The 18,777-nt window shown below is 65.4% G+C and carries 18 protein-coding genes and 1 riboswitch; of the genes, 7 read left to right on the top strand and 11 right to left on the bottom strand.

Annotated features, from left to right (window positions below; genetic code table 11):
• Positions 1-227: 227 nt before the first annotated feature.
• The 3 genes from A5636_RS04000 to A5636_RS04010 all read right to left on the bottom strand — a co-directional run bounded on the left by A5636_RS04000 (position 228) and on the right by A5636_RS04010 (position 3,688).
• On the bottom strand, positions 228-1,232 hold the full coding sequence (locus A5636_RS04000) for a glutathione S-transferase family protein (protein WP_065157401.1): 1,005 nt from the start codon (positions 1,230-1,232) through the stop codon (positions 228-230).
• 9 nt (positions 1,233-1,241) lie between these two features.
• On the bottom strand, positions 1,242-3,188 hold the full coding sequence (locus A5636_RS04005) for an acyl-CoA dehydrogenase family protein (RefSeq protein WP_065157402.1): 1,947 nt from the start codon (positions 3,186-3,188) through the stop codon (positions 1,242-1,244).
• 80 nt (positions 3,189-3,268) lie between these two features.
• Positions 3,269-3,688: a cold-shock protein gene (locus A5636_RS04010; RefSeq protein WP_065157539.1), complete on the bottom strand. Its 420-nt coding sequence runs from the start codon at positions 3,686-3,688 to the stop codon at positions 3,269-3,271.
• A gap of 161 nt (positions 3,689-3,849) precedes the next feature.
• On the opposite strand from A5636_RS04010, the gene A5636_RS04015 reads away from it, so the two are divergent.
• The 4 genes from A5636_RS04015 to A5636_RS04030 all read left to right on the top strand — a co-directional run bounded on the left by A5636_RS04015 (position 3,850) and on the right by A5636_RS04030 (position 7,039).
• Entirely contained in the window at positions 3,850-4,251 is a 402-nt protein-coding gene (locus A5636_RS04015) for a YccF domain-containing protein (RefSeq protein WP_065157403.1), read from the top strand.
• On the top strand, positions 4,248-5,327 hold the full coding sequence (gene moaA, locus A5636_RS04020; protein ID WP_065157404.1) for a GTP 3',8-cyclase MoaA: 1,080 nt from the start codon (positions 4,248-4,250) through the stop codon (positions 5,325-5,327). Before A5636_RS04015 ends, moaA begins: the two co-directional genes overlap by 4 nt.
• Positions 5,320-5,595 carry a MoaD/ThiS family protein gene (locus tag A5636_RS04025; RefSeq protein ID WP_065157405.1) on the top strand — a complete coding sequence of 92 codons (276 nt, stop codon included), beginning with the start codon at positions 5,320-5,322 and terminating at the stop codon, positions 5,593-5,595. Before moaA ends, A5636_RS04025 begins: the two co-directional genes overlap by 8 nt.
• Before the next feature lie 238 nt (positions 5,596-5,833).
• Positions 5,834-6,016: riboswitch (cyclic di-AMP (ydaO/yuaA leader) on the top strand.
• A gap of 9 nt (positions 6,017-6,025) precedes the next feature.
• Positions 6,026-7,039 carry a transglycosylase family protein gene (locus tag A5636_RS04030; RefSeq protein WP_065157406.1) on the top strand — a complete coding sequence of 338 codons (1,014 nt, stop codon included), beginning with the start codon at positions 6,026-6,028 and terminating at the stop codon, positions 7,037-7,039.
• A 24-nt stretch (positions 7,040-7,063) separates the two neighbouring features.
• Here A5636_RS04030 and A5636_RS04035 read toward each other — a convergent pair whose 3' ends face one another.
• The 4 genes from A5636_RS04035 to A5636_RS04050 are packed head-to-tail and all read right to left on the bottom strand — an operon-like array spanning position 7,064 to position 8,669.
• Positions 7,064-7,489 carry a molybdenum cofactor biosynthesis protein MoaE gene (locus tag A5636_RS04035; RefSeq protein ID WP_065157407.1) on the bottom strand — a complete coding sequence of 142 codons (426 nt, stop codon included), beginning with the start codon at positions 7,487-7,489 and terminating at the stop codon, positions 7,064-7,066.
• A complete protein-coding gene (locus tag A5636_RS04040) occupies positions 7,486-7,965 on the bottom strand; it encodes a MogA/MoaB family molybdenum cofactor biosynthesis protein (RefSeq protein ID WP_065157408.1) in 480 nt (159 codons plus the stop codon). Before A5636_RS04040 ends, A5636_RS04035 begins: the two co-directional genes overlap by 4 nt.
• Positions 7,962-8,465 (bottom strand): cyclic pyranopterin monophosphate synthase MoaC, encoded by a 504-nt coding sequence (gene moaC / locus A5636_RS04045; RefSeq protein ID WP_081287591.1) that lies wholly within the window; start codon positions 8,463-8,465, stop codon positions 7,962-7,964. Before moaC ends, A5636_RS04040 begins: the two co-directional genes overlap by 4 nt.
• A gap of 9 nt (positions 8,466-8,474) precedes the next feature.
• On the bottom strand, positions 8,475-8,669 hold the full coding sequence (locus A5636_RS04050) for a hypothetical protein (RefSeq protein ID WP_065157410.1): 195 nt from the start codon (positions 8,667-8,669) through the stop codon (positions 8,475-8,477).
• Between the two features lie 63 nt (positions 8,670-8,732).
• Here A5636_RS04050 and A5636_RS04055 point away from each other — a divergent pair, with 63 nt between their 5' ends.
• Together A5636_RS04055 and A5636_RS04060 are read left to right on the top strand one after the other, a co-directional pair.
• Positions 8,733-10,988: a helicase-associated domain-containing protein gene (locus tag A5636_RS04055; RefSeq protein ID WP_065157411.1), complete on the top strand. Its 2,256-nt coding sequence runs from the start codon at positions 8,733-8,735 to the stop codon at positions 10,986-10,988.
• An 18-nt stretch (positions 10,989-11,006) separates the two neighbouring features.
• Positions 11,007-12,656 carry a DNA repair helicase XPB gene (locus tag A5636_RS04060; protein ID WP_065157412.1) on the top strand — a complete coding sequence of 550 codons (1,650 nt, stop codon included), beginning with the start codon at positions 11,007-11,009 and terminating at the stop codon, positions 12,654-12,656.
• Positions 12,657-12,733: 77 nt separating this feature from the next.
• Here the strand turns inward: A5636_RS04060 and A5636_RS04065 are convergent, their stop codons facing one another.
• From A5636_RS04065 to A5636_RS04075, 3 genes are all read right to left on the bottom strand, one after another.
• Positions 12,734-13,879, bottom strand: coding sequence for a thiolase family protein (locus A5636_RS04065; RefSeq protein ID WP_065157413.1), 1,146 nt, complete (start codon positions 13,877-13,879; stop codon positions 12,734-12,736).
• 1 nt (position 13,880) lies between these two features.
• The gene (locus A5636_RS04070) at positions 13,881-14,306 is read right to left on the bottom strand and encodes a Zn-ribbon domain-containing OB-fold protein (RefSeq protein ID WP_065157414.1); all 426 of its coding nucleotides are present in this window, start codon (positions 14,304-14,306) and stop codon (positions 13,881-13,883) included.
• Positions 14,307-14,572: 266 nt separating this feature from the next.
• On the bottom strand, positions 14,573-15,556 hold the full coding sequence (locus tag A5636_RS04075) for an LLM class F420-dependent oxidoreductase (protein ID WP_065157415.1): 984 nt from the start codon (positions 15,554-15,556) through the stop codon (positions 14,573-14,575).
• Between the two features lie 134 nt (positions 15,557-15,690).
• Between A5636_RS04075 and A5636_RS04080 the strand changes: the two genes are divergently transcribed.
• Positions 15,691-16,554: an LLM class F420-dependent oxidoreductase gene (locus A5636_RS04080; protein ID WP_065157540.1), complete on the top strand. Its 864-nt coding sequence runs from the start codon at positions 15,691-15,693 to the stop codon at positions 16,552-16,554.
• A gap of 62 nt (positions 16,555-16,616) precedes the next feature.
• Here A5636_RS04080 and A5636_RS04085 read toward each other — a convergent pair whose 3' ends face one another.
• Complete coding sequence (locus tag A5636_RS04085) at positions 16,617-18,761, bottom strand: 3-hydroxyacyl-CoA dehydrogenase NAD-binding domain-containing protein (RefSeq protein ID WP_065157416.1); 2,145 nt, start codon at positions 18,759-18,761, stop codon at positions 16,617-16,619.
• Positions 18,762-18,777: the final 16 nt, after the last annotated feature.

Consider the following 18,777-nt stretch of genomic DNA (forward strand, 5'->3'; position numbering starts at 1 on the left):
TCAGGGCTTTGTCTGTGCATTCACGGCTTTGCCTGTGCGCTCAGGGCTTTGTCTGTGCATTCACGGCTCTGTCTGTGCGCTCACGGCTTTGCCTGTGCGCTCACGGCTCTGTCTGTGCATTCACGGCTTTGCCTGTGCGTCCTGGGTGGGAAAATCACTGATTTCGCGGCCGTATCTGCACTCTCAACGCCCAGGGCGCACACTAGGTACGCGTGGCGCAGAGGCCGCTACGCGCCGTGACCGGCCGGCACCCGCTCCCCTTCGGGAGTGGGTCCGGGCGGGGTACCATCGCCAAACGGTCTGCCGCCCAACTCCTCCCGCCCATGTGCGGACAACCAGCCCGACAGGTCCGGCCCCTTCGGAACGATCCCGGTGGGGTTGATGTCGGCGTGCACGATGTAGTAGTGCTGCTTTATCTGCACGAAGTCGGTGGTGTCCCCAAAACCCGGGGTCTGGAACAAGTCTCGGGCATACGCCCACAGCATCGGCATCTCGGACAGCTTGGTGCGATTGCATTTGAAGTGCCCGTGATACACCGGATCGAAGCGTGCGAGCGTGGTGAACAACCGCACATCCGCCTCGGTAATGGTGTCCCCCACCAGGAAACGCTGGTTGGCCAGCCGATCGCTCACCCAGTCCAGTGCGGTGAACAACCGGTCATAGGCCGCCTCGTACGCTTCCTGTGAACCGGCGAAGCCGCAACGGTAGACCCCGTTGTTGATCTCGGTGTAGATCCGGGTGCTCACCTCGTCGATCTCGTCGCGCAACTCTTCGGGATACAACTGCGGCGCACCGTCGCGGTGGTAGGCGGTCCACTCGGTGGAGAAGTCGAGCGTTATCTGGGCGAAGTCGTTGGTAACCACTGCCCCACTCGGGACATCGACGATCGCCGGGACAGTGATGCCCTTTTTGTAGTCCGGGAAGCGCTTGAAGAACGCGTCTTGCAACCGCGGGATCTTGAGCACCGGGTCCACGCCACCGGGATCGAGGTCGAAGGTCCAGCTGCGCTGGTCGTGGGTTGGGCCGCAAAATCCAATGGAAAGAACAGATTCCAGGCCTAGCAAGCGGCGAACGATGATGGTGCGATTCGCCCATGGACATGCCCGGGCGACAATCAACCGGTAGCGGTCCGGCTCCACCGGGTAACCGTCTCGCCCGTCCGCGGTGATCCGGGTGGTGATGTAGTTGGTGTCGCGATTGAATTCGCCCGTTCCGGCAACATAAGAGCCCATTACTCCGCCTCAGAGGTTGGATGCGGTCGGTTGTGAAGAGGTGAACCGACGGGCCAGGTTCGACTCGGTAGACGGACCAGGTTCCCACGGCGCAATCCATGGCCCAGTCCCCTCCGACTGGTCGATTATTCCGTCTTCCAGCCAGCTGTAGCGACCGTCCAGCACGTCGTTCGTCAGCCGCACATCGCCGCTGTCGGTGTTGGTCCACAACTCCTCGAACAGCGCTTCAACTCGCAAAGTCGCTTGCTGGCAGAACAATTCGGCTAGTTCGTAGGCTTGCTGACCGACCACGGGATCAGCTGTGCGTTGCGCCTCCGCGCGAACGCATACCGCAGCCATTGCGAACAATTCGGCGCCGACGTCGACAATGCGGCCGAGGAAACCCTGCTTCTGCTCCAGCTTGGCCTGCCAGCGTGCCATCCCATAGAAGGTGTTGCGGGCCAACTTTCGGCTGGAGCGTTCGACGAACCGCAAATGCGATGCCAGCGGACCGAACTCACGGTACGAAGTCGGCCGTTGGCCCTCACCGAAGACCAACTTGGGCAACCACTTTGCGTAGAAGCCGCTGGCACCCACTGCGGCAGCGGCCTTCTGCCGCAAGTCGGCGTCCGCCTTGGCGAGGTCACCGGCGGCATTCAAGTGCGCGTCCACCGCCTCCCGGGCAATGAGCAACCGCATGATCTCGCTGGCACCTTCGAAGATGCGGTTGATCCGCAGGTCGCGCAGGCACTGCTCAACCGGCGCCGCGCGTTCCCCGCGCGCCGCCAGCGACTCCGCCGTCTCGTACCCGCGGCCGCCGCGGATCTGCATCAGATCATCGGCTATGACGCAGGCCATCTCGCTGCACCACAGCTTGGCCAGCGCCGCTTCGATCCGAATGTCGTTGCGGCCCTCGTCGGCCATCTGCCCCGACAATTCGACCACCGCATCCAGGGCGTAAGTGGTCGCGGCCATGAATGCGATCTTGCGGGCCACCGCCTCGTGCTTGCCGACCGGCTTGCCCCACTGCACGCGTTCACTGGACCACTCGCGCGCAATCTTCAACGACCATTTGGCCGATCCCGTCACCATCGCGGGTAACGCCAGCCGCCCAACGTTGAGGGTGGTCAACGCGATCCGCAGACCGTCGCCTTCACGGCCGATCAGATTCTCGGCGGGAACGCGCACCCGATGCATCCTGGTCACGCCGTTCTCGATGCCGCGCAGCCCCATGAACTGGTTACGCCGCTCCACGGTGATCCCGGGTGAATCGGCTTCCACGACAAAGGCACTGATGCCCCCTCGATGTCCGTCGCTCTTGGGAACGCGGGCCATCACCACCAGCAGGTCGGCGACCACCCCATTGGTGGTCCACAGCTTCACGCCTTCAAGTTCGTAGGCCTGGCCGTCGTCGACGGGTGTCGCGGTGGATCCCAGCCGCGCCGGGTCGGATCCCACGTCCGGCTCGGTGAGCAGGAACGCCGAGACCGCCCCGGCTGCACACCGCGGCAGGAACTTCCGCTTCTGCTCCTCGCTCCCGGCCAACTTGAGCGGCTCGGGTACCCCGATCGACTGGTGCGCCGACAGCAACGCCCCAAGGCTGGGGTGCACGCTCGACACCAGCATCAGCGCGCGGTTGTACGCGACCTGCGACATGCCGAGGCCGCCGTACTCCGTCGGGATCTTCATGCCGAAGCAACCCAGTTCGGCTAAGCCCTTGACGTATTCATCGGGAATCCGTGCCTCGCGCTCGATCACGCTGCCTTCGACGCCACCGAGAAAGTCCTTCAGTTTCTGCAGAAACTCCCGGGTGCGTGTCTCATCGGCGGCTGCCGGCGTGGGGAAGGGGTGGATCAGCTCCAACGGGAAGCGGCCGAGAAACAATTCCTTGGCAAAAGATGGCTTATCCCAACCGCTTTCGCGGGATTCCTCCGCGACGGCTCTGGCCTGTTCCTCGGTGACCTCTTGCTGTGCCATTTGCCGCCGCCTCCTTGCTGACGCATCCCGATGTGACCGGAATACCCGCTGGGCGTGAGGATACGCCGGCAACTGCGCGCCTAAGCGTCGAACTCCCGGGCCACGGCCTTCACTACTTCGCTGATTTGGCGCGCCGTCTTGCGATCCGGGTAACGACCCTTGCGAAGTTCCGGCTGCACGGTGCTTTCCAGCAGCGTGATCATGTCCTCGACCATGCCGTGCAGTTCGTCGGGACTGTGCTTGTGCTCGGCCGGCGCCTGGCGGGAGGCCTCGCGGCGAGTCCGGACAAGGCTCGGCGGCGGATCGATCAGCTTGAGGCTCAATGCCTGTGGACCCCGCCGGCCGGAAGCGATGCCGAACTCGACCCGCTGTCCCGCTTTGAGACCTTCGACACCCTCGGGCAACGCCGACGAGCGGACGTAAACGTCTTCGCCGTCCTCCTGCGACAGGAAGCCAAACCCCTTTTCGGAGTCGTACCACTTCACTTTGCCGGTCGGCACTGCTCTCACCTGCTTGTCTGACGGATCACCGGTACACAACATAAAACGCGTCCCGCATGCGCAGGACGCGATGACGATCTCAGATCCTACTCGGGTGGTCGTCGACCGAGCACCCCGGTTTAACCGCGGATCGGTACGCTGGTCTTACCGCTGGAGGAGATATGCGCCTGATTCTGAATGTCATCTGGCTAGTCTTCGGTGGCCTCTGGTTGGCCCTCGGATACCTGCTGGCTGCTCTCGTCTGCTTCGTGCTGGTCATCACCATTCCATTCGGGTTCGCGTCGCTGCGCATAGCGTCGTACGCGCTGTGGCCATTCGGCCGAACGATCGTGGAGAAGCCAGGTGCCGGGACCGGCGCCTTGGTCGGCAACGTGATCTGGGTGATTCTGTTTGGGGTGTGGCTGGCGATAGGGCATCTGGCGAGTGCGTTGGCGATGGCCGTCACGATCATCGGAATTCCGCTGGCGCTGGCCAACCTCAAATTGATTCCGGTGTCGCTGCTGCCGCTCGGCAGGGAGATCGTTCCGGTCGCCTCCCCGGGTAGGTACGGGGTCTCGGCATGACACTGACCCCGCTGGGTTTACCGAAGATGCCCCGCCCGCAGCAGGATGCTGAGGCTTCGCCGGCCCCCGGCAGCGGACCGCTGATCGATACCTACGGCCGGGTGGCCACTGATCTGCGGGTGTCCCTCACCGACCGCTGCAATCTGCGGTGCACCTACTGCATGCCGGAACAGGGCTTGGACTGGCTACCGAAAGACAAACTGCTCACGCGCGAGGAGCTGGCAAGGCTGATCCGCATCGCCGTCACCCGACTGGGAGTCACCAGCGTGCGGTTCACCGGCGGCGAGCCGCTGCTGGTTCCCCACCTCGAAGAGGTGGTCGCGACGACCGCAGGTCTCACCCCCCGTCCGGAGATCTCGCTGACCACCAACGGGGTGGGATTGGCACAACGTGCGGCCGCGCTGGCCGCAGCGGGCCTGGACCGCGTCAACGTGTCATTGGACAGCGTGGACCCAGCCCGCTTCGCCGCCATCACTCGCAGAAATCGCCTCGACGAGGTTCTGGCGGGGCTGACGGCTGCCAAAGAGGCCGGCCTCGGGCCGGTGAAGGTGAATGCCGTCCTGGACCCTACGACCGGCCGCGACGACGTCGTCGAGTTGTTGCGGTACTGCCTCGAGCTGGGGTACCAGCTGCGGGTCATCGAGCAAATGCCGCTCGACGCCAGCCATCAGTGGCGTCGCGGCGCAACGTTGACCGCCGACGACGTGCTGGCCGCGGTGCGGCCGCATTTCCGGCTCCGGCCCGACCCGACTCCTCGCGGATCGGCGCCGGCCGAGCTGTGGCTGGTCGACACCGGACCGAATACACCGGCCGGGAAATTCGGCGTCATCGCTTCGGTCTCGCACGCCTTCTGCGCCGCTTGTGACCGCACGCGGCTGACTGCCGACGGGCAGATCCGCAGCTGCCTGTTCGCCACCGAGGAAACCGATCTGCGCGGTCTGCTGCGCGGCGAGGCCGTCGACCAAGCCATCGAGGCGGCGTGGCGCGTCGCCATGTGGGGTAAGCCCGCCGGCCACGGCATCAACGACCCCGGGTTCGTCCAACCCGCCCGACCGATGAGCGCCATCGGTGGCTGAGACGTCGGGCACGGACCAGATCGCGGTGACGGTGCGCTACTTCGCCGCTGCTCGCGCGGCCGCGGGCACCGAGTCGGAAACGCTCACATTACGAAGCGGCACCACAGTCGCCGAATTGGTTAAGGAACTCGCCAACCGGGGTAGCCAGCTCGCAACGGTCTTGAGTCGATGCTCTTATCTGCGGGACGGGATTGCCGTCCGAGATGAGACGTCGGTGTTATCCGCCGGCAACACGGTTGACGTACTCCCGCCCTTTGCCGGCGGCTAAAACTGTGACATATCTCACGTAACGGAAAGATAACAACCCGGCCACGCTCCGATTTCGGGTGCTATGAGCTGGGCAAACGCTGGCCGTTCCTGGCATTTTGCCCGGGCGCTGTGACCAAAACGCCCGTTTCGCATAGAGGTGACGAGACCGCCCGAACCCGCTAGCGTCTCGGGGGGTTCGTCAACACAACCCGAATGACGAGTCCTCCCTTACCTATAACGCGCCTAGCTCCATCCGATAGGTAGGGATTCCGACCCGCGGATGGAGGCGGGGGACCCACCAGGTCCGCCGAGTTCGGACCGGGGCCTTCTGGCTCCTTGGGGTGAAGCCGCCGTTGTGTCAACGGAGACCGATGCGGCCGGGTGACCTCTTCCACCCGAACCCGACAGCTGACCTCGCAGGCGTGTACACGAGAGGAATTCTTCAGCGTATGAGCGGACGTCACCGTAAGCCCACTACCTCGAGCGTCAGCGTCGCCAAGGTCGCCTTCACCGGCGCCGTGCTCGGCGGCGGCAGCATCGCCATGGCCGCCCAGGCAGCCGCCGCAACCGACCAGGAATGGGATCGGGTTGCTGCGTGCGAGTCCGGCGGCAACTGGTCGATCAACACCGGTAACGGCTTCTACGGCGGCGTTCAGTTCGCAGCCGGCACCTGGGCGTCGCACGGCGGCAAGGAGTTCGCGCCGTCCGCCCAGATGGCCACCAAGGACCAGCAGATAGCGATCGCAGAGCGAGTGCTGGCCAGTCAGGGCCGCGGCGCCTGGCCGGTGTGCGGCACCGGCCTGTCGAGCCCGTCGCCCCGCAACGTACTTCCCGCGCCGGCCGGCCTCAACGCGCCGCTGGATGCGCCCGGGCTGAACGGGGAACTGGCCCCGCCGCCCGCAGACGTGCCGCCGCCCGCCGAAGCGCCCGCCCCCGAGGTGCAACTGGCCGGAAACGACCTGCCCGCGCCCGCCGAGTTGGCTCCGGCTCCTGTCGGGTTGCCTCCTGCTCCCGAGGAGCTGGCACCCGCTCCGGTCGAGTTGCCGCCCGCTCCCGAGCAGCTGGCACCCGCTCCGGTCGAGTTGCCGCCCGCTCCCGAGCAGCTGGCACCCGCTCCGGTTGAGTTGCCGCCCGCTCCCGAGGAGCTGGCACCCGCTCCGGTCGAGTTGCCGCCCGCGCCGGCCGAACTCCCTGCGCCGGCCGAACTCGCGCCTGCGCCGGCCGAGCCCGCTCCGGCACCCGGCGACATTGCGCCCGCTCCTGAGGTCGCCCCACCGGTCGTTGATGCTGGCTTCCAGCCGGGCGAGTTGCCGGCGCCGGCACCGGCTGAGGTGCCCGACCCCGTGACCATCCACGAGGTCTCGACCGTCGGCTACACCCAGCAGCTGTGGCAGGCAATCGTTGACCAGGGTGTTGCCGGCAACGACGCGCTCGACGCGTTCGCCCAAGGCCCGATCAGCTGAGGTGGCGGCCTGAGCCCACCGGGTTCAGGCCGAACCCACCCACTCTTCGTCCCCGTCTTCGAAGAATTGGTGCTTCCACACCGGTAGCCGTTCTTTGATGGTGTCTACCAGCTGTGCACAGGTAGCGAACGCCGCCTGGCGATGGTCGGCCGCCACCGCGGCCACCAGCGCCGCCTCGCCGATGTGCAGCACCCCGACGCGGTGGCTGGCGGCGACTGCCCGCACACCGCTGGCCCGCTCGGCAACCTCGGCAACCACCTCGGCGAGCACCTGTTGCGCCGACGGGTGCGCAGAGTATTCGAGCCGCACTACCTGCCGTCCCCCGTCGTGATCGCGGATCACGCCGACAAAGCCGACCACGGCTCCGGCGGACTGGTGTCCGACCAGGGCCTCGTGTTCGTCCAGGGAGATCGGTTGCTCGGTCACTGCGGCGCGCAGGACCAGCGTCATCGTCGGTGGTCTTTCCCGGCGAGCTGATCCAGCGCGTGGTTGAGGACGTCGGCCAGTACCCCGAGGCCGTCGCGAACACCGCCGGGCGAGCCCGGCAGGTTGATGATCAGCGTCTGGCCGGCCACCCCGCAGACCCCGCGGGAGAGCACCGAGGTGGGCACCTTCGACTCGCCGGCGCGGCGTATGGCGTCAGCAAGCCCGGGAATGACGAAATCCAGCACGGCCACGGTCTGTTCCGGGGTGGTATCGGTGGGCGAGATACCGGTTCCACCGGAGGTGATCACGACGTCGACGCCGTCGTCGAGCGCGTCGTTCAACGCCTCACCGACTGGATTACCGTCGGCAACCACCTGCGGCTGTACGGGCAGGAACCCGTACTGCTCCAGCCATTCCGCGATCATCGGCCCGGTTTCGTCGGTGTAGGTACCACTCGCGGCGCGCGTGCTGGCGATGATGACTCGTGCGGTCCGACTCATGAGCGCACCCAGCTTCCGCTACGGCCGCCTTCTTTGCGAAGCACCCGGATGTCGTCGATGCGCGCGGCCGGGTCGACCGCCTTGATCATGTCGTACAGGGTGAGGGCCGCAACGCTCACGGCAGTCAACGCCTCCATCTCCACTCCCGTTCGGTCGGTGCTGCGCACCGTCGCTTCGATCTCGATAACTGACTCGCCGACGGAAAAGTCGACGTCCACTCCGGTGAGCGCCAACTGATGGCACAACGGGATGAGGTCGCTGGTGCGTTTGGCGGCCAGGATGCCGGCCACCCGGGCGGTGGCCAGGGCATCGCCCTTGGGCAGGCCGCCGCTGGATATCAGCGCCACTACCTCCGCGGAGGTGCGCAGGGCACCGGACGCGACGGCGGTGCGTCGCGTGGTTCCTTTATCGGTGACGTCAACCATGTGCGCCGCCCCCCGGTCATCCAGGTGAGAGAGCGCGGTCCCCGGGCCTTTAGACGGCCCGGCCGCCCCGGACATGCCGACGACCTACCAGGTCGCGTCGGTCACCGGATGGACATAGGGCAGCTCATGAGCGGGCAATGGAAACACCACTTCGCCGAAGGGGGAGAGCGCACCCGTGCGGTCTGTCACGAGTTCGCTCACCGCGTGGTCGTCCGGGTCGGTGGTGGGCCAGCCGTTGTCCACGTACTTTGCTTTGCCTGTGTCAGCCACGCGATCCATTCTGACAGGTGCTGTTAACGTCCGCGGCGGAAGGTTGCCGGTCGCGCCTAGGCTTGATCAGCAATGACCGAACACTCCCCGGATATTCCGCTGGGGTCCTGGCTGGCCGACTTGCCTGACGAGCGGCTGATTCTGCTGCTGAAGCTGCGACCGGACCTCGCCCAGCCGCCGCCCGGCAGCATCGCGGCGCTGGCAGCGCGCGCCCAGGCGCGGCAGTCGGTGAAGGCTGCCACCGATGACCTCGACTTCCTGCGGCTCAGCGTGCTCGACGCACTGCTGGTCTTGCAGGCCGACGCCGAACCCGTTCCGGTCGCCAAACTGCTGACGCTGATTGGCGACAACGCCCCCCAGGATGACGTGGCCGCGGCGCTGGACGACCTTCGGGATCGCGCGCTGGTATGGGGTGAGAGCACGGTCCGCGTCGCCGCCGACGCCGGCACGGCACTGCCGTGGCATCCCGGCCAGGTCACGCTCGAGGACCGTACGCATACCGGGGACGAGATCGCCGCGATGATCGCGTCGGTCGACGACGCGCAGCGCGACGTGTTGGAGAAGCTGCTCGAAGGGTCGCCGATGGGGCGCACCCGCGACGCGGCCCCGGGAGCTCCGCCGGACCGGCCGGTGCCGCGGTTGTTGGCAACGGGTCTGCTGCGACGCATCGATGCCGACACCGTGATCCTGCCCCGCCATGTCGCACAAGTGCTACGCGGTGAGAACCCAGGCCCGCGGCAACTCACCGAACCCAACCCGACCATCTCGACCACCAAACCCGCGGATGTCGACGCGGCGGCCGCCGGTGCGGTCATCGATCTGCTGCGCCAGGTCGACGTCCTGCTGGAGAACCTCGGTACCGCACCGGTGGCTGAGCTGCGCAGCGGCGGGTTAGGAGTTCGTGATCTCAAACGACTCGCGAAGGTGACCGGCATCGACGAGCCGCGGCTCGGGCTGGTACTCGAGCTTGCGGCCGCGGCCGGACTGATCGCCAGTGGCACCCCAGAACCCGAACCCTCCCACGGCGACGGGCCCTACTGGGCGCCGACGGCAACGGCCGACCGGTTCACCACGCTCGGCGCCGCTGACCGCTGGTACCTATTGGTCAGCACCTGGCTCGACCTGCCGGGCCGACCGGCGCTGATCGGCACCCGCGGCCCTGACGCCAAACCCTATGGAGCGCTATCCGATTCACTGTTTTCCACTGCCGCGCCGTTGGACCGGCGCCTACTCTTGAACATGTTGGCCGGATTGCCACCGGGCGCCGGGGTAGATGCGACGAGCGCATCCGCCGCCTTGATCTGGCGCCGCCCGCGCTGGGCGCGACGGCTCCAGCCGGAACCGGTCGCCGACCTGCTCTCCGAGAGCCACGCGCTAGGTCTGGTGGGGCGCGGAGCGATCAGCACGCCCGGTCGCGCCCTGCTCGAAGACGATGTCGACGCGGACGCTGTCGTCGACGCGATGACGCGGGCACTACCCAAACCGATAGACCACTTCCTGGTGCAAGCCGACCTGACTGTCGTGGTGCCCGGACCGCTGGAGCGAGACCTCGCCGATGAACTGGCCGCCGTTGCCACTGTGGAATCGGCCGGTGCGGCAATGGTTTACCGGGTCAGCGAGCAGTCGATCCGGCATGCGCTGGACATCGGCAAGACCCGCGACTGGATGCATGCATTCTTCGCCGGTCACTCGAAAACACCGGTACCGCAAGGACTCACGTATCTCATCGACGACGTCGCCCGACGCCACGGCCAACTGCGGATCGGCATGGCCGCCTCCTTCGTGCGCTGCGAAGATCCAGCGTTGCTGGCCCAGGCGATCGCAGCGCCGGCGGCCGAACAGCTACACCTGCGCGCGGTCGCACCGACGGTGGCGGTGTCGCCGTCCTCGATCGCCGACGTGCTCCTGGCGTTGCGCTCGGCCGGCTTCGCGCCGGCCGCCGAGGACTCCACCGGGGCGATCGTGGACATACGCAACCGTGGCGCCCGAGTGCCCGTGCCGCAGCAACGACGGCCGTACCGGCCGGTATCGCGCCCCAACAGCGAGACCCTCCATGCCGTGGTCTCGGTGCTGCGCAAGGTGACCGCCGCGCCGTTCGGGAACAATCGCGTCGATCCCGCCGTTGCAATCTCGTTGCTGCAACAGGCCGCCAAGGACCAGGAGACGGTGCTGATCGGCTACCTCGACGCCGCGGGGGTCGCCACTCAGCGAGTAGTGTCCCCGGTCGTCGTCAAAGGTGGTCAGTTGGTGGGCTTTGATTCGGCGTCGGGGCGGCTGCGGGACTTCGCGATTCACCGCATCACGTCGGTGATGGCGGCAGATGAATAATGAGGGAGGAGTCGCGTTATGTCTGACGGGCCGCTGATCGTGCAGTCGGATAAGACCGTGCTGCTCGAAGTGGACCATGAACTGGCCGGGGCAGCGCGCGCTGCCATCGCACCGTTCGCCGAACTGGAACGCGCCCCTGAGCACGTGCACACCTACCGCATCACGCCACTGGCACTGTGGAATGCGCGCGCCGCGGGCCACGATGCCGAGCAGGTGGTCGACGCCCTGGTCAGCTTCTCCCGTTACGCCGTCCCGCAACCGTTACTGGTCGACATCGTCGACACCATGGCCCGCTACGGGCGGCTGCAACTGGTCAAGCATCCCGCGCACGGCCTGACGTTAATTAGCCTGGACCGCGCGGTCCTCGAGGAAGTGCTGCGCAACAAGAAGATCGCCCCGATGCTGGGTGCGCGCATCGACGACGACACCGTCGTGGTGCATCCCAGCGAGCGTGGTCGGGTCAAGCAGATGCTGCTCAAGATCGGTTGGCCTGCAGAGGATTTCGCTGGCTATGTGAACGGCGAGGCGCACCCGATCAGCCTGCAGCCCGACGGGTGGGAACTGCGCGACTACCAGCAATTGGCCACCGACTCGTTCTGGGCCGGCGGATCCGGGGTGGTGGTGCTCCCCTGCGGCGCCGGTAAGACCCTCGTCGGCGCGGCTGCCATGGCCAAAGCCCAAGCCACGACGCTGATCCTGGTCACCAACATTGTCGCCGCGCGGCAGTGGAAGCGTGAGTTGGTGGCGCGTACATCGTTGTCCGAGGACGAGATCGGCGAATACTCCGGTGAGCGCAAAGAGATCCGGCCCGTCACCATTTCGACATACCAGATGGTCACCCGGCGCACCAAGGGCGAGTACCGGCATCTGGAACTGTTCGATAGCCGCGACTGGGGTCTGATCATCTACGACGAGGTGCACCTGCTGCCTGCGCCCGTGTTCCGGATGACCGCCGACCTCCAATCCAAGCGGCGACTCGGCCTGACCGCCACGCTTATTCGCGAAGACGGCCGCGAGGGCGACGTCTTTTCGCTGATCGGTCCCAAACGCTATGACGCACCGTGGAAGGACATCGAAGCGCAAGGCTGGATCGCCCCGGCCGAGTGTGTGGAAGTACGCGTCACGATGACCGACAGCGAGCGGATGATGTATGCCACCGCCGAACCGGAGGAACGCTACCGGCTGTGTTCGACGGTGCACACCAAAATTGCGGTGGTGCAGTCGATTCTGAAGAATCACCCCGGTGAGCAAACGCTGGTGATCGGCGCCTACCTCGATCAGCTCGACGAGCTGGGTTCCGAGTTGAATGCGCCGGTGATCCAGGGCGCCACCAAGACCCAGGAACGCGAAGCGCTCTTCGACGCCTTCCGCCGCGGCGAGATCTCCACCCTGGTGGTGTCCAAGGTTGCCAATTTCTCTATTGACCTCCCGGAAGCCTCTGTGGCAGTGCAGGTTTCGGGCACATTCGGCTCCCGCCAGGAAGAGGCTCAGCGGTTGGGCCGGTTGTTGCGCCCGAAGGCCGATGGCGGCGGCGCCATCTTTTATTCGGTGGTCGCACGCGACAGCCTGGACGCCGAATACGCCGCACACCGGCAACGCTTCCTGGCCGAGCAGGGCTATGGCTACATTATTCGCGACGCCGACGACCTGCTGGGTCCCGCTATCTAGCGCTGTGCCCGCGAGCAGACGCAGACTCGCACATAATCCCTTTGGTTTGTGCGACTCTGCGTCTGCTCACGCTGGAATTACAGCGACAAGATCGTCGCGGACGCGGTGCCCGGCGCACCGTAGACCTGGGCCAAGCCGACCCGCGGGTTGCCTGGCACCTGGCGCTCGCCGGCCTCCCCACGCAATTGACGCACCAACTCGTGCATCTGGCGCAGCCCCGACGCGCCGATCGGTTCACCGTTGGCGATCAGCCCGCCATCGGTGTTAACCGGCATCGAGCCGTGGATCTCGGTGGCGCCGTCGGCCAGCAGCTTCTCCTGCTCGCCGTCGGCGCACAGGCCCGTCTCTGCCATATGGATGACCTCGTTGCCGGCGTCGGTGTCCTGCAACTGTGCCACGTCGACGTCCTCGGGTCCGATACCCGCGGCTTCGTAAGCGGCCTTGGCGGCGTACACCGTCGGGGAGACATCCTGGTCCAACGGTGCGAAGGTGGCGTGTACCTCGTAGGCGCCGTAGCGGCGGGTCCGGATCTCGCAGGCACGCACGTAGACGGGCTTGTCGGTGAACTTGTGCGCAATGTCGGCCCGGCACATGACAACCGCCGCGGCACCTTCATCGGGTGCGCAGAACATGTACTGCGTCAGGGGGTAATTGAGCACGGCCGAGTTGAGGATCTCCTCCTCGGAAATCGCTTTGCGCCGGAACGCATTCGGGTTCAACGCACCGTTGCGGAAATTCTTGGCGGCCACCTTGGCCAAGGTGGCCTGAGAAATGTTGTGGTCGTACAGATACTTGTTGGCCTTCATGCCGAAGAATTTGGTGGTGACGAACTGACCGTTCTGGGCATACCACTGCGGCAGGGCAAGCTTGGCCGGGTCGTCGGTGAAGGCCCCGCGGGGGTGCTTGTCCAGGCCGATGGCGATGCCCAGGTCGTACTTGCCCAGCCGGATGGTGTCGGCCGTCTGCTGGATGGCACTCGCGGCGGTCGCACAGGCATTGAACACATTGGTGAAGGTGATGCCCGTCAACCCGACCAGGCGGGTGACCGCGTCGGGATTGGACACCTCGTGGCTTCCGCCGAAGCCGAACTGAATGTCCTTCCACTGCACTCCGGCATCGGTGAGGGCGGACTGGATGGCCTCGGCACCCATCTGCATCGCCGTCTTGTCGAACCTGCCGAATGGGTGCAGGCCCACGCCGATGATGGCCACATCGTTCGTCATCTCAAGCCCCCTCGGCGACGGGCTCGAAGGCGAAGGTCAGGATTTCGTTGCCGTCTTCGTCCGTCGTCAGCGGAACGAACGTCAGGCCAACCTCCTGGCCGAATTGCAACTTGGCCGGATCGTTCTCGGTCAACCGTCCTTCGACGCGGATGACGTCACCCAACTGCACCAGGCCAACGCCGAACGGTACGAAGTCCTTTCCGGTCGGACCCGCGTAAGGGGCTCCGGGCGGGAATCCCTGGGTGGTCCACGCCACCAGGCTGCCTTGTCGCGGCAACAACACCTCGCTCATCTCGCTGAGGCTGCAGCGCGGACACCACTGCTGCACGGGGAACGTCGTGGCCCCGCAACTGCCGCAGCGACTACCGATCAGCTGCGGATTCTCGTCGGGCCAGGTCGAAATCTCAGGGGCCAGTGCCTTCTGCATCGAGGGTCCTCCATCAGATCGGAGAAAAATGCGACTCACCGAACGGTACAACAGCGTTCCAGAAAAGTGGAAATTACATTCTCGCTCTTGGTGCCGGGTGTCAGTTCTCGCTGCTTGACCGCGGGTTGACCGCTGCTTGACCGCTGGTTGACCGCGGTAGATCCGATGCCACCCGCTCGCCACACACGGCTCTGGACGCACACGGACCGGTCGACTTCGAAGGCATTTCGGAGGCATATCGGAGGCATATCGACCCGCCGCGGCCGCTAACTCAGCGCGGGAATCACTTCCCGCTCGAACAACTCGATGCCGGACCGGTCGTACGCGGCCTCCGGAAAGTAACAGATTGCGTAGTCGCAACCCAGGTCGCGGACCTTGGTCAGCCGTTCGATCACCTGTTCCGGCGTACCCGTGGCGGAATCCGGCACGCCGGCAACCATCGATTCGGCCACCGCCTCCGGCACGTAGCCGGCCATCCGATCGCGCACCCGCTGCAACCGGTCCTTGACCTCGGCCTCAGACGTGCCGACGACCGCGGTGAAGTTGGCCGACCGCACGATGGCGTCGAAGTCGGTGCCGAGGTTGCGGCAGTGCGCGGCAAGCACCTCGGATTTGTGGGCGAATGCCTCAGGCTCCGGGGTGAAATTGGTGTACTGCGCATACTGCGCAGCGATCCGCAGTGTCACCTTCTCCCCACCGCCGGCAATCCACAACGGAATACCGTTGTCTTGTAACGGCTTCGGGGCCACGATGGCACCATCGACCTGGTAGTGCTTGCCGTCGAAACTAACTTTCCCGTCGCGCCAGGCATCGCGCATGATCTGCACGCCTTCGTCCAGTCGCGCCAACCGCACACCGGCCGACGGGAAGCCGTAACCATAGGCGCGCCATTCGTGTTCGTACCAGCCGCCACCGATGCCCATTTGGATGCGCCCACCGGAGATGATGTCGGTGGTCGCCGCAACCTTGGCCAGGTAGACGGGATTGCGGTAACTCATGGCAGTACACATCTGGCCGAGTTTGATCCGCGAAGTGACCGCAGCGTAGGCCGCCATCAATGACCACGCCTCGTGGGTGGCTTCGTCGGTAGGCAGTGGAACGGTGTGGAAGTGGTCGTAGACCCACAGCGAATCCCAGGCGCTGCCGTCGGCGTAGGTGGCGAGGTCGCGCATTACCGCCCAATGCCGCTCAGGTTCGATGCCGACCAGATCCATTCGCCAGCCCTGCGGGATGAAGAGACCAAAGCGCATAGCGTGACTTTAACCCGCTGAGATTTCACCACTTCAGCTGCAATGGCTGGATGGCCGCCGGCCTCATGCAGTCACCCAGCAACACGCGTTTGGCAGAGTAGGACGTAAGTGCGCGAACGAGAGGAATGAACCGTATGGAATTGACCGGTGTCGGCGTGTGGAGTAGCCAGCTGCGCTACAGCGACGCATCCGAAGCCGCGGATGCTGCAGCGGAATTGGATGAGCTGGGCTTTACCGCGTTATGGATCCCCGATGTCGGCGGCCCGGTCTTCGATTCGGTGGGCAACCTGCTGGGCGCGACCAAACGCACGGTGATCGCCACCGGGATCCTTAATCTCTGGATGCATTCGGCTGAGGACGTGGCCGCCCAATATCAGGCGCTGACCGACGAGCACGGGGATCGATTCCTCCTCGGCATCGGAGTCAGCCACGCACCATTGATCGACTCCCGCGAACCCGGGCGTTACCGCAAGCCGCTGGCAGCTACCGCGTCGTATCTGGACGCGCTGGATGCCACCGAGCGGCCGGTACCCGTCGGCGATCGGGTGCTCGCCGCGCTAGGTCCAAAGATGTTGCAGTTGTCGGCGACCCGCGCCCGGGGCGCCCATCCCTACCTTGTTACCACCGAGCACACGGCCTCTGCCCGAACAACTTTGGGTGCGGGCCCATTGCTGTTGCCTGAGCAAACCGCCATCCTGACCGACGATGCCGACGAAGCTCGTCGCATCGGAACCGATTGGCTCCGTTCGTATCTGGCTCTGCCGAACTACGCCAATAACCTGCTGCGCAGCGGGTTCACCGAAGAGGATTTGCAACAGGTGAGCCAACGTGTCTTCGACGCGATCATCGCGTGGGGAGATGAGGACGCGATCCTGCGCCGGGTTGCCGAGCATCATGCAGCCGGCGCGGACCACGTCTGCGTGCAGGTGCTGACTGCAGACCCGCAGGAGTTCCCGCGCGAGCAGTGGCGCCGACTCGCCGCCGCACTGCCACAATGAGCAGTCGCAAAAGCCCCCGAAACCACGCTGTTTCGGGGGCTTTTGCGTCTACACGAGCTAGGTCAGCTCAATGAGTCCGGCGGCAGAAAGCGGTCGCCGTACTTCTCCGCCAGTTCACGGGCGCGGGCCACAAAGGCCTCCTTGCCCTTGCCGAGCGGACCTTCGTAACCCACGATGTACTGCGCGCTACCACCGGTCCAGGGCGGAAAACCGATGCCCATGATCGAGCCGATGTTGGCGTCGGCCGTCGACGTCAACACGTTCTCGTCGAGACACTTCTGGGTTTCCAGCGCCTCGGCGAACAACATCCGGTCGATCATGTCCTGCAGGGGCGGCTCCGAAGAGCCGGATTTGAACGTCTCCCGCAGTCCCGGCCACAATCCGGACCGCTTGCCGTCGGGGTACTCGTAGAACCCCGCACCCTTGAGGCGCCCCGACCGTTCCAGCTCGATCATCTTCTCCACCACGGCTTCTGCCGGGTGCGGCTCGTAGGTGCCGCCCGCGTCCTCGACACCCTTACGGGTCGCGAGCGCGATCTTGTGCATGAGCTCCAGGTTGAGTTCGTCGGACAGCTGCAACGGCGGGGCCGGGTAGCCGGCCTGCGAACCGGCCTGTTCGATGCTGGCCGGCTCCACACCCTCACCGAGCATCGCCAGCGCCTCGTTGACGAAGGTGCCGATGACGCGAGAGGTGAAGAAGCCGCGGCTGTCGTTGACCACGATCGGTGTCTTGCCGATAGCCAGCGTGTAGTCGAACACCCGAGCCAACGCCTCATCGGATGTCTTCTCGCCCCGGATGATTTCCACCAGCGGCATCTTGTCGACCGGCGAGAAGAAGTGAATTCCGACGAAGTCCTCCTGCCGCTTGACACCGGTCGCCAAACCAGTGATCGGCAGCGTCGAGGTGTTCGAACCCAGCAGCGCGTTGGGCTCCACGATGTCCTCGATCTCCTGGAACACCTTGTGCTTGAGTTCCTGGTTCTCGAACACCGCCTCGATGACGAAGTCCACGCCCTTGAGGTCAGCCGGGTCGGCCGCCGGGGTGATGCGCGCCAGCAGGGCGTCGCTCTTCTCCTGGGAGGTGCGGCCACGCTCGAGCGCCTTGGCCTCCAGCTTTTCCGAGTAGCCCTTACCCTTCTGGGCCGCTTCGATGCTGACGTCTTTGAGCACCACGTCGTAACCGGCCTTGGCCGAGACGTAGGCGATGCCCGCACCCATCATGCCCGCACCGAGTACACCGATCTTGTTGATCTTGACCGGCTCGATGCCGTCGGGGCGCGACCCGCCGTTGTTGATGGTCTGCAGGTCGAAGAAGAACGCCTGGATCATGTTCTTGGCAACCTGGCCGGTGACCAGCGTGGTGAAGTAACGGCTCTCGATGCGACTGGCGGTGTCGAAGTCCACCTGGGCGCCCTCGACCGCGGCAGACAGAATGGCCCTCGGTGCCGGCATCGGCGCGCCCTTGATCTGCTTGCGCAGCAACGCCGGGAACGACGGCAAGATCGACGCCAACCCCGGCGACGACGGAGTGCCGCCGGGCATCTTGTAACCCTTCTTGTCCCAGGGCTGTTCGTGCGCATCGGGGTTCGCCTTGATCCACTCCTTGGCGGCGGGCACCAATTCCTCGACCGTCGGCAGCACCTCGTCGATCAGGCCGAGTTCTTTAGCCTTGGCCGGCTTGAACCGGGTGCCCTGCGACAAGACGTTCATGAAAGCGTTCTGGATGCCGAACATGCGCACCGAGCGGGTGACACCGCCGGCCCCCGGCAGCAGGCCCAATGTCGCCTCGGGGAAACCGAACTGCGACCCCTTGACGTCTGCGGCGATGCGGTGATGGCAGGCCAGCGCGATCTCCAGGCCGCCGCCGAGAGCGGCACCGTTGAGTGCCGCCACGACCGGTTTGCCCAAGGTCTCCAGCGTGCGCAACTGCTTCTTGACGTTCTCGACCAAATCGAAGGCTTCGCCGGCATTCTCCGGTCCGATCTGGACCATGCTCTTGACGTCGCCGCCGGCGAAGAAGGTCTTCTTGGCGCTGGTGATCACCACGCCGGTGATCGAATCCTTTTCGGCGACAAGACGATCGACAGTCTTGCCCATCGACTCGATGTAGGCCTCGTTCATGACGTTCGCCGACCCGGACGGGTCGTCCAGCGTCAGGGTGACGATACCGTCGTCGTCCTTGTCCCACTGAATGGTGTTGTCGGCCATTATTGTTCGAAACCCT

The sequence above is a fragment of the Mycobacterium asiaticum genome, assembly GCF_001673315.1.
Classification (GTDB): domain Bacteria; phylum Actinomycetota; class Actinomycetes; order Mycobacteriales; family Mycobacteriaceae; genus Mycobacterium; species Mycobacterium asiaticum_B.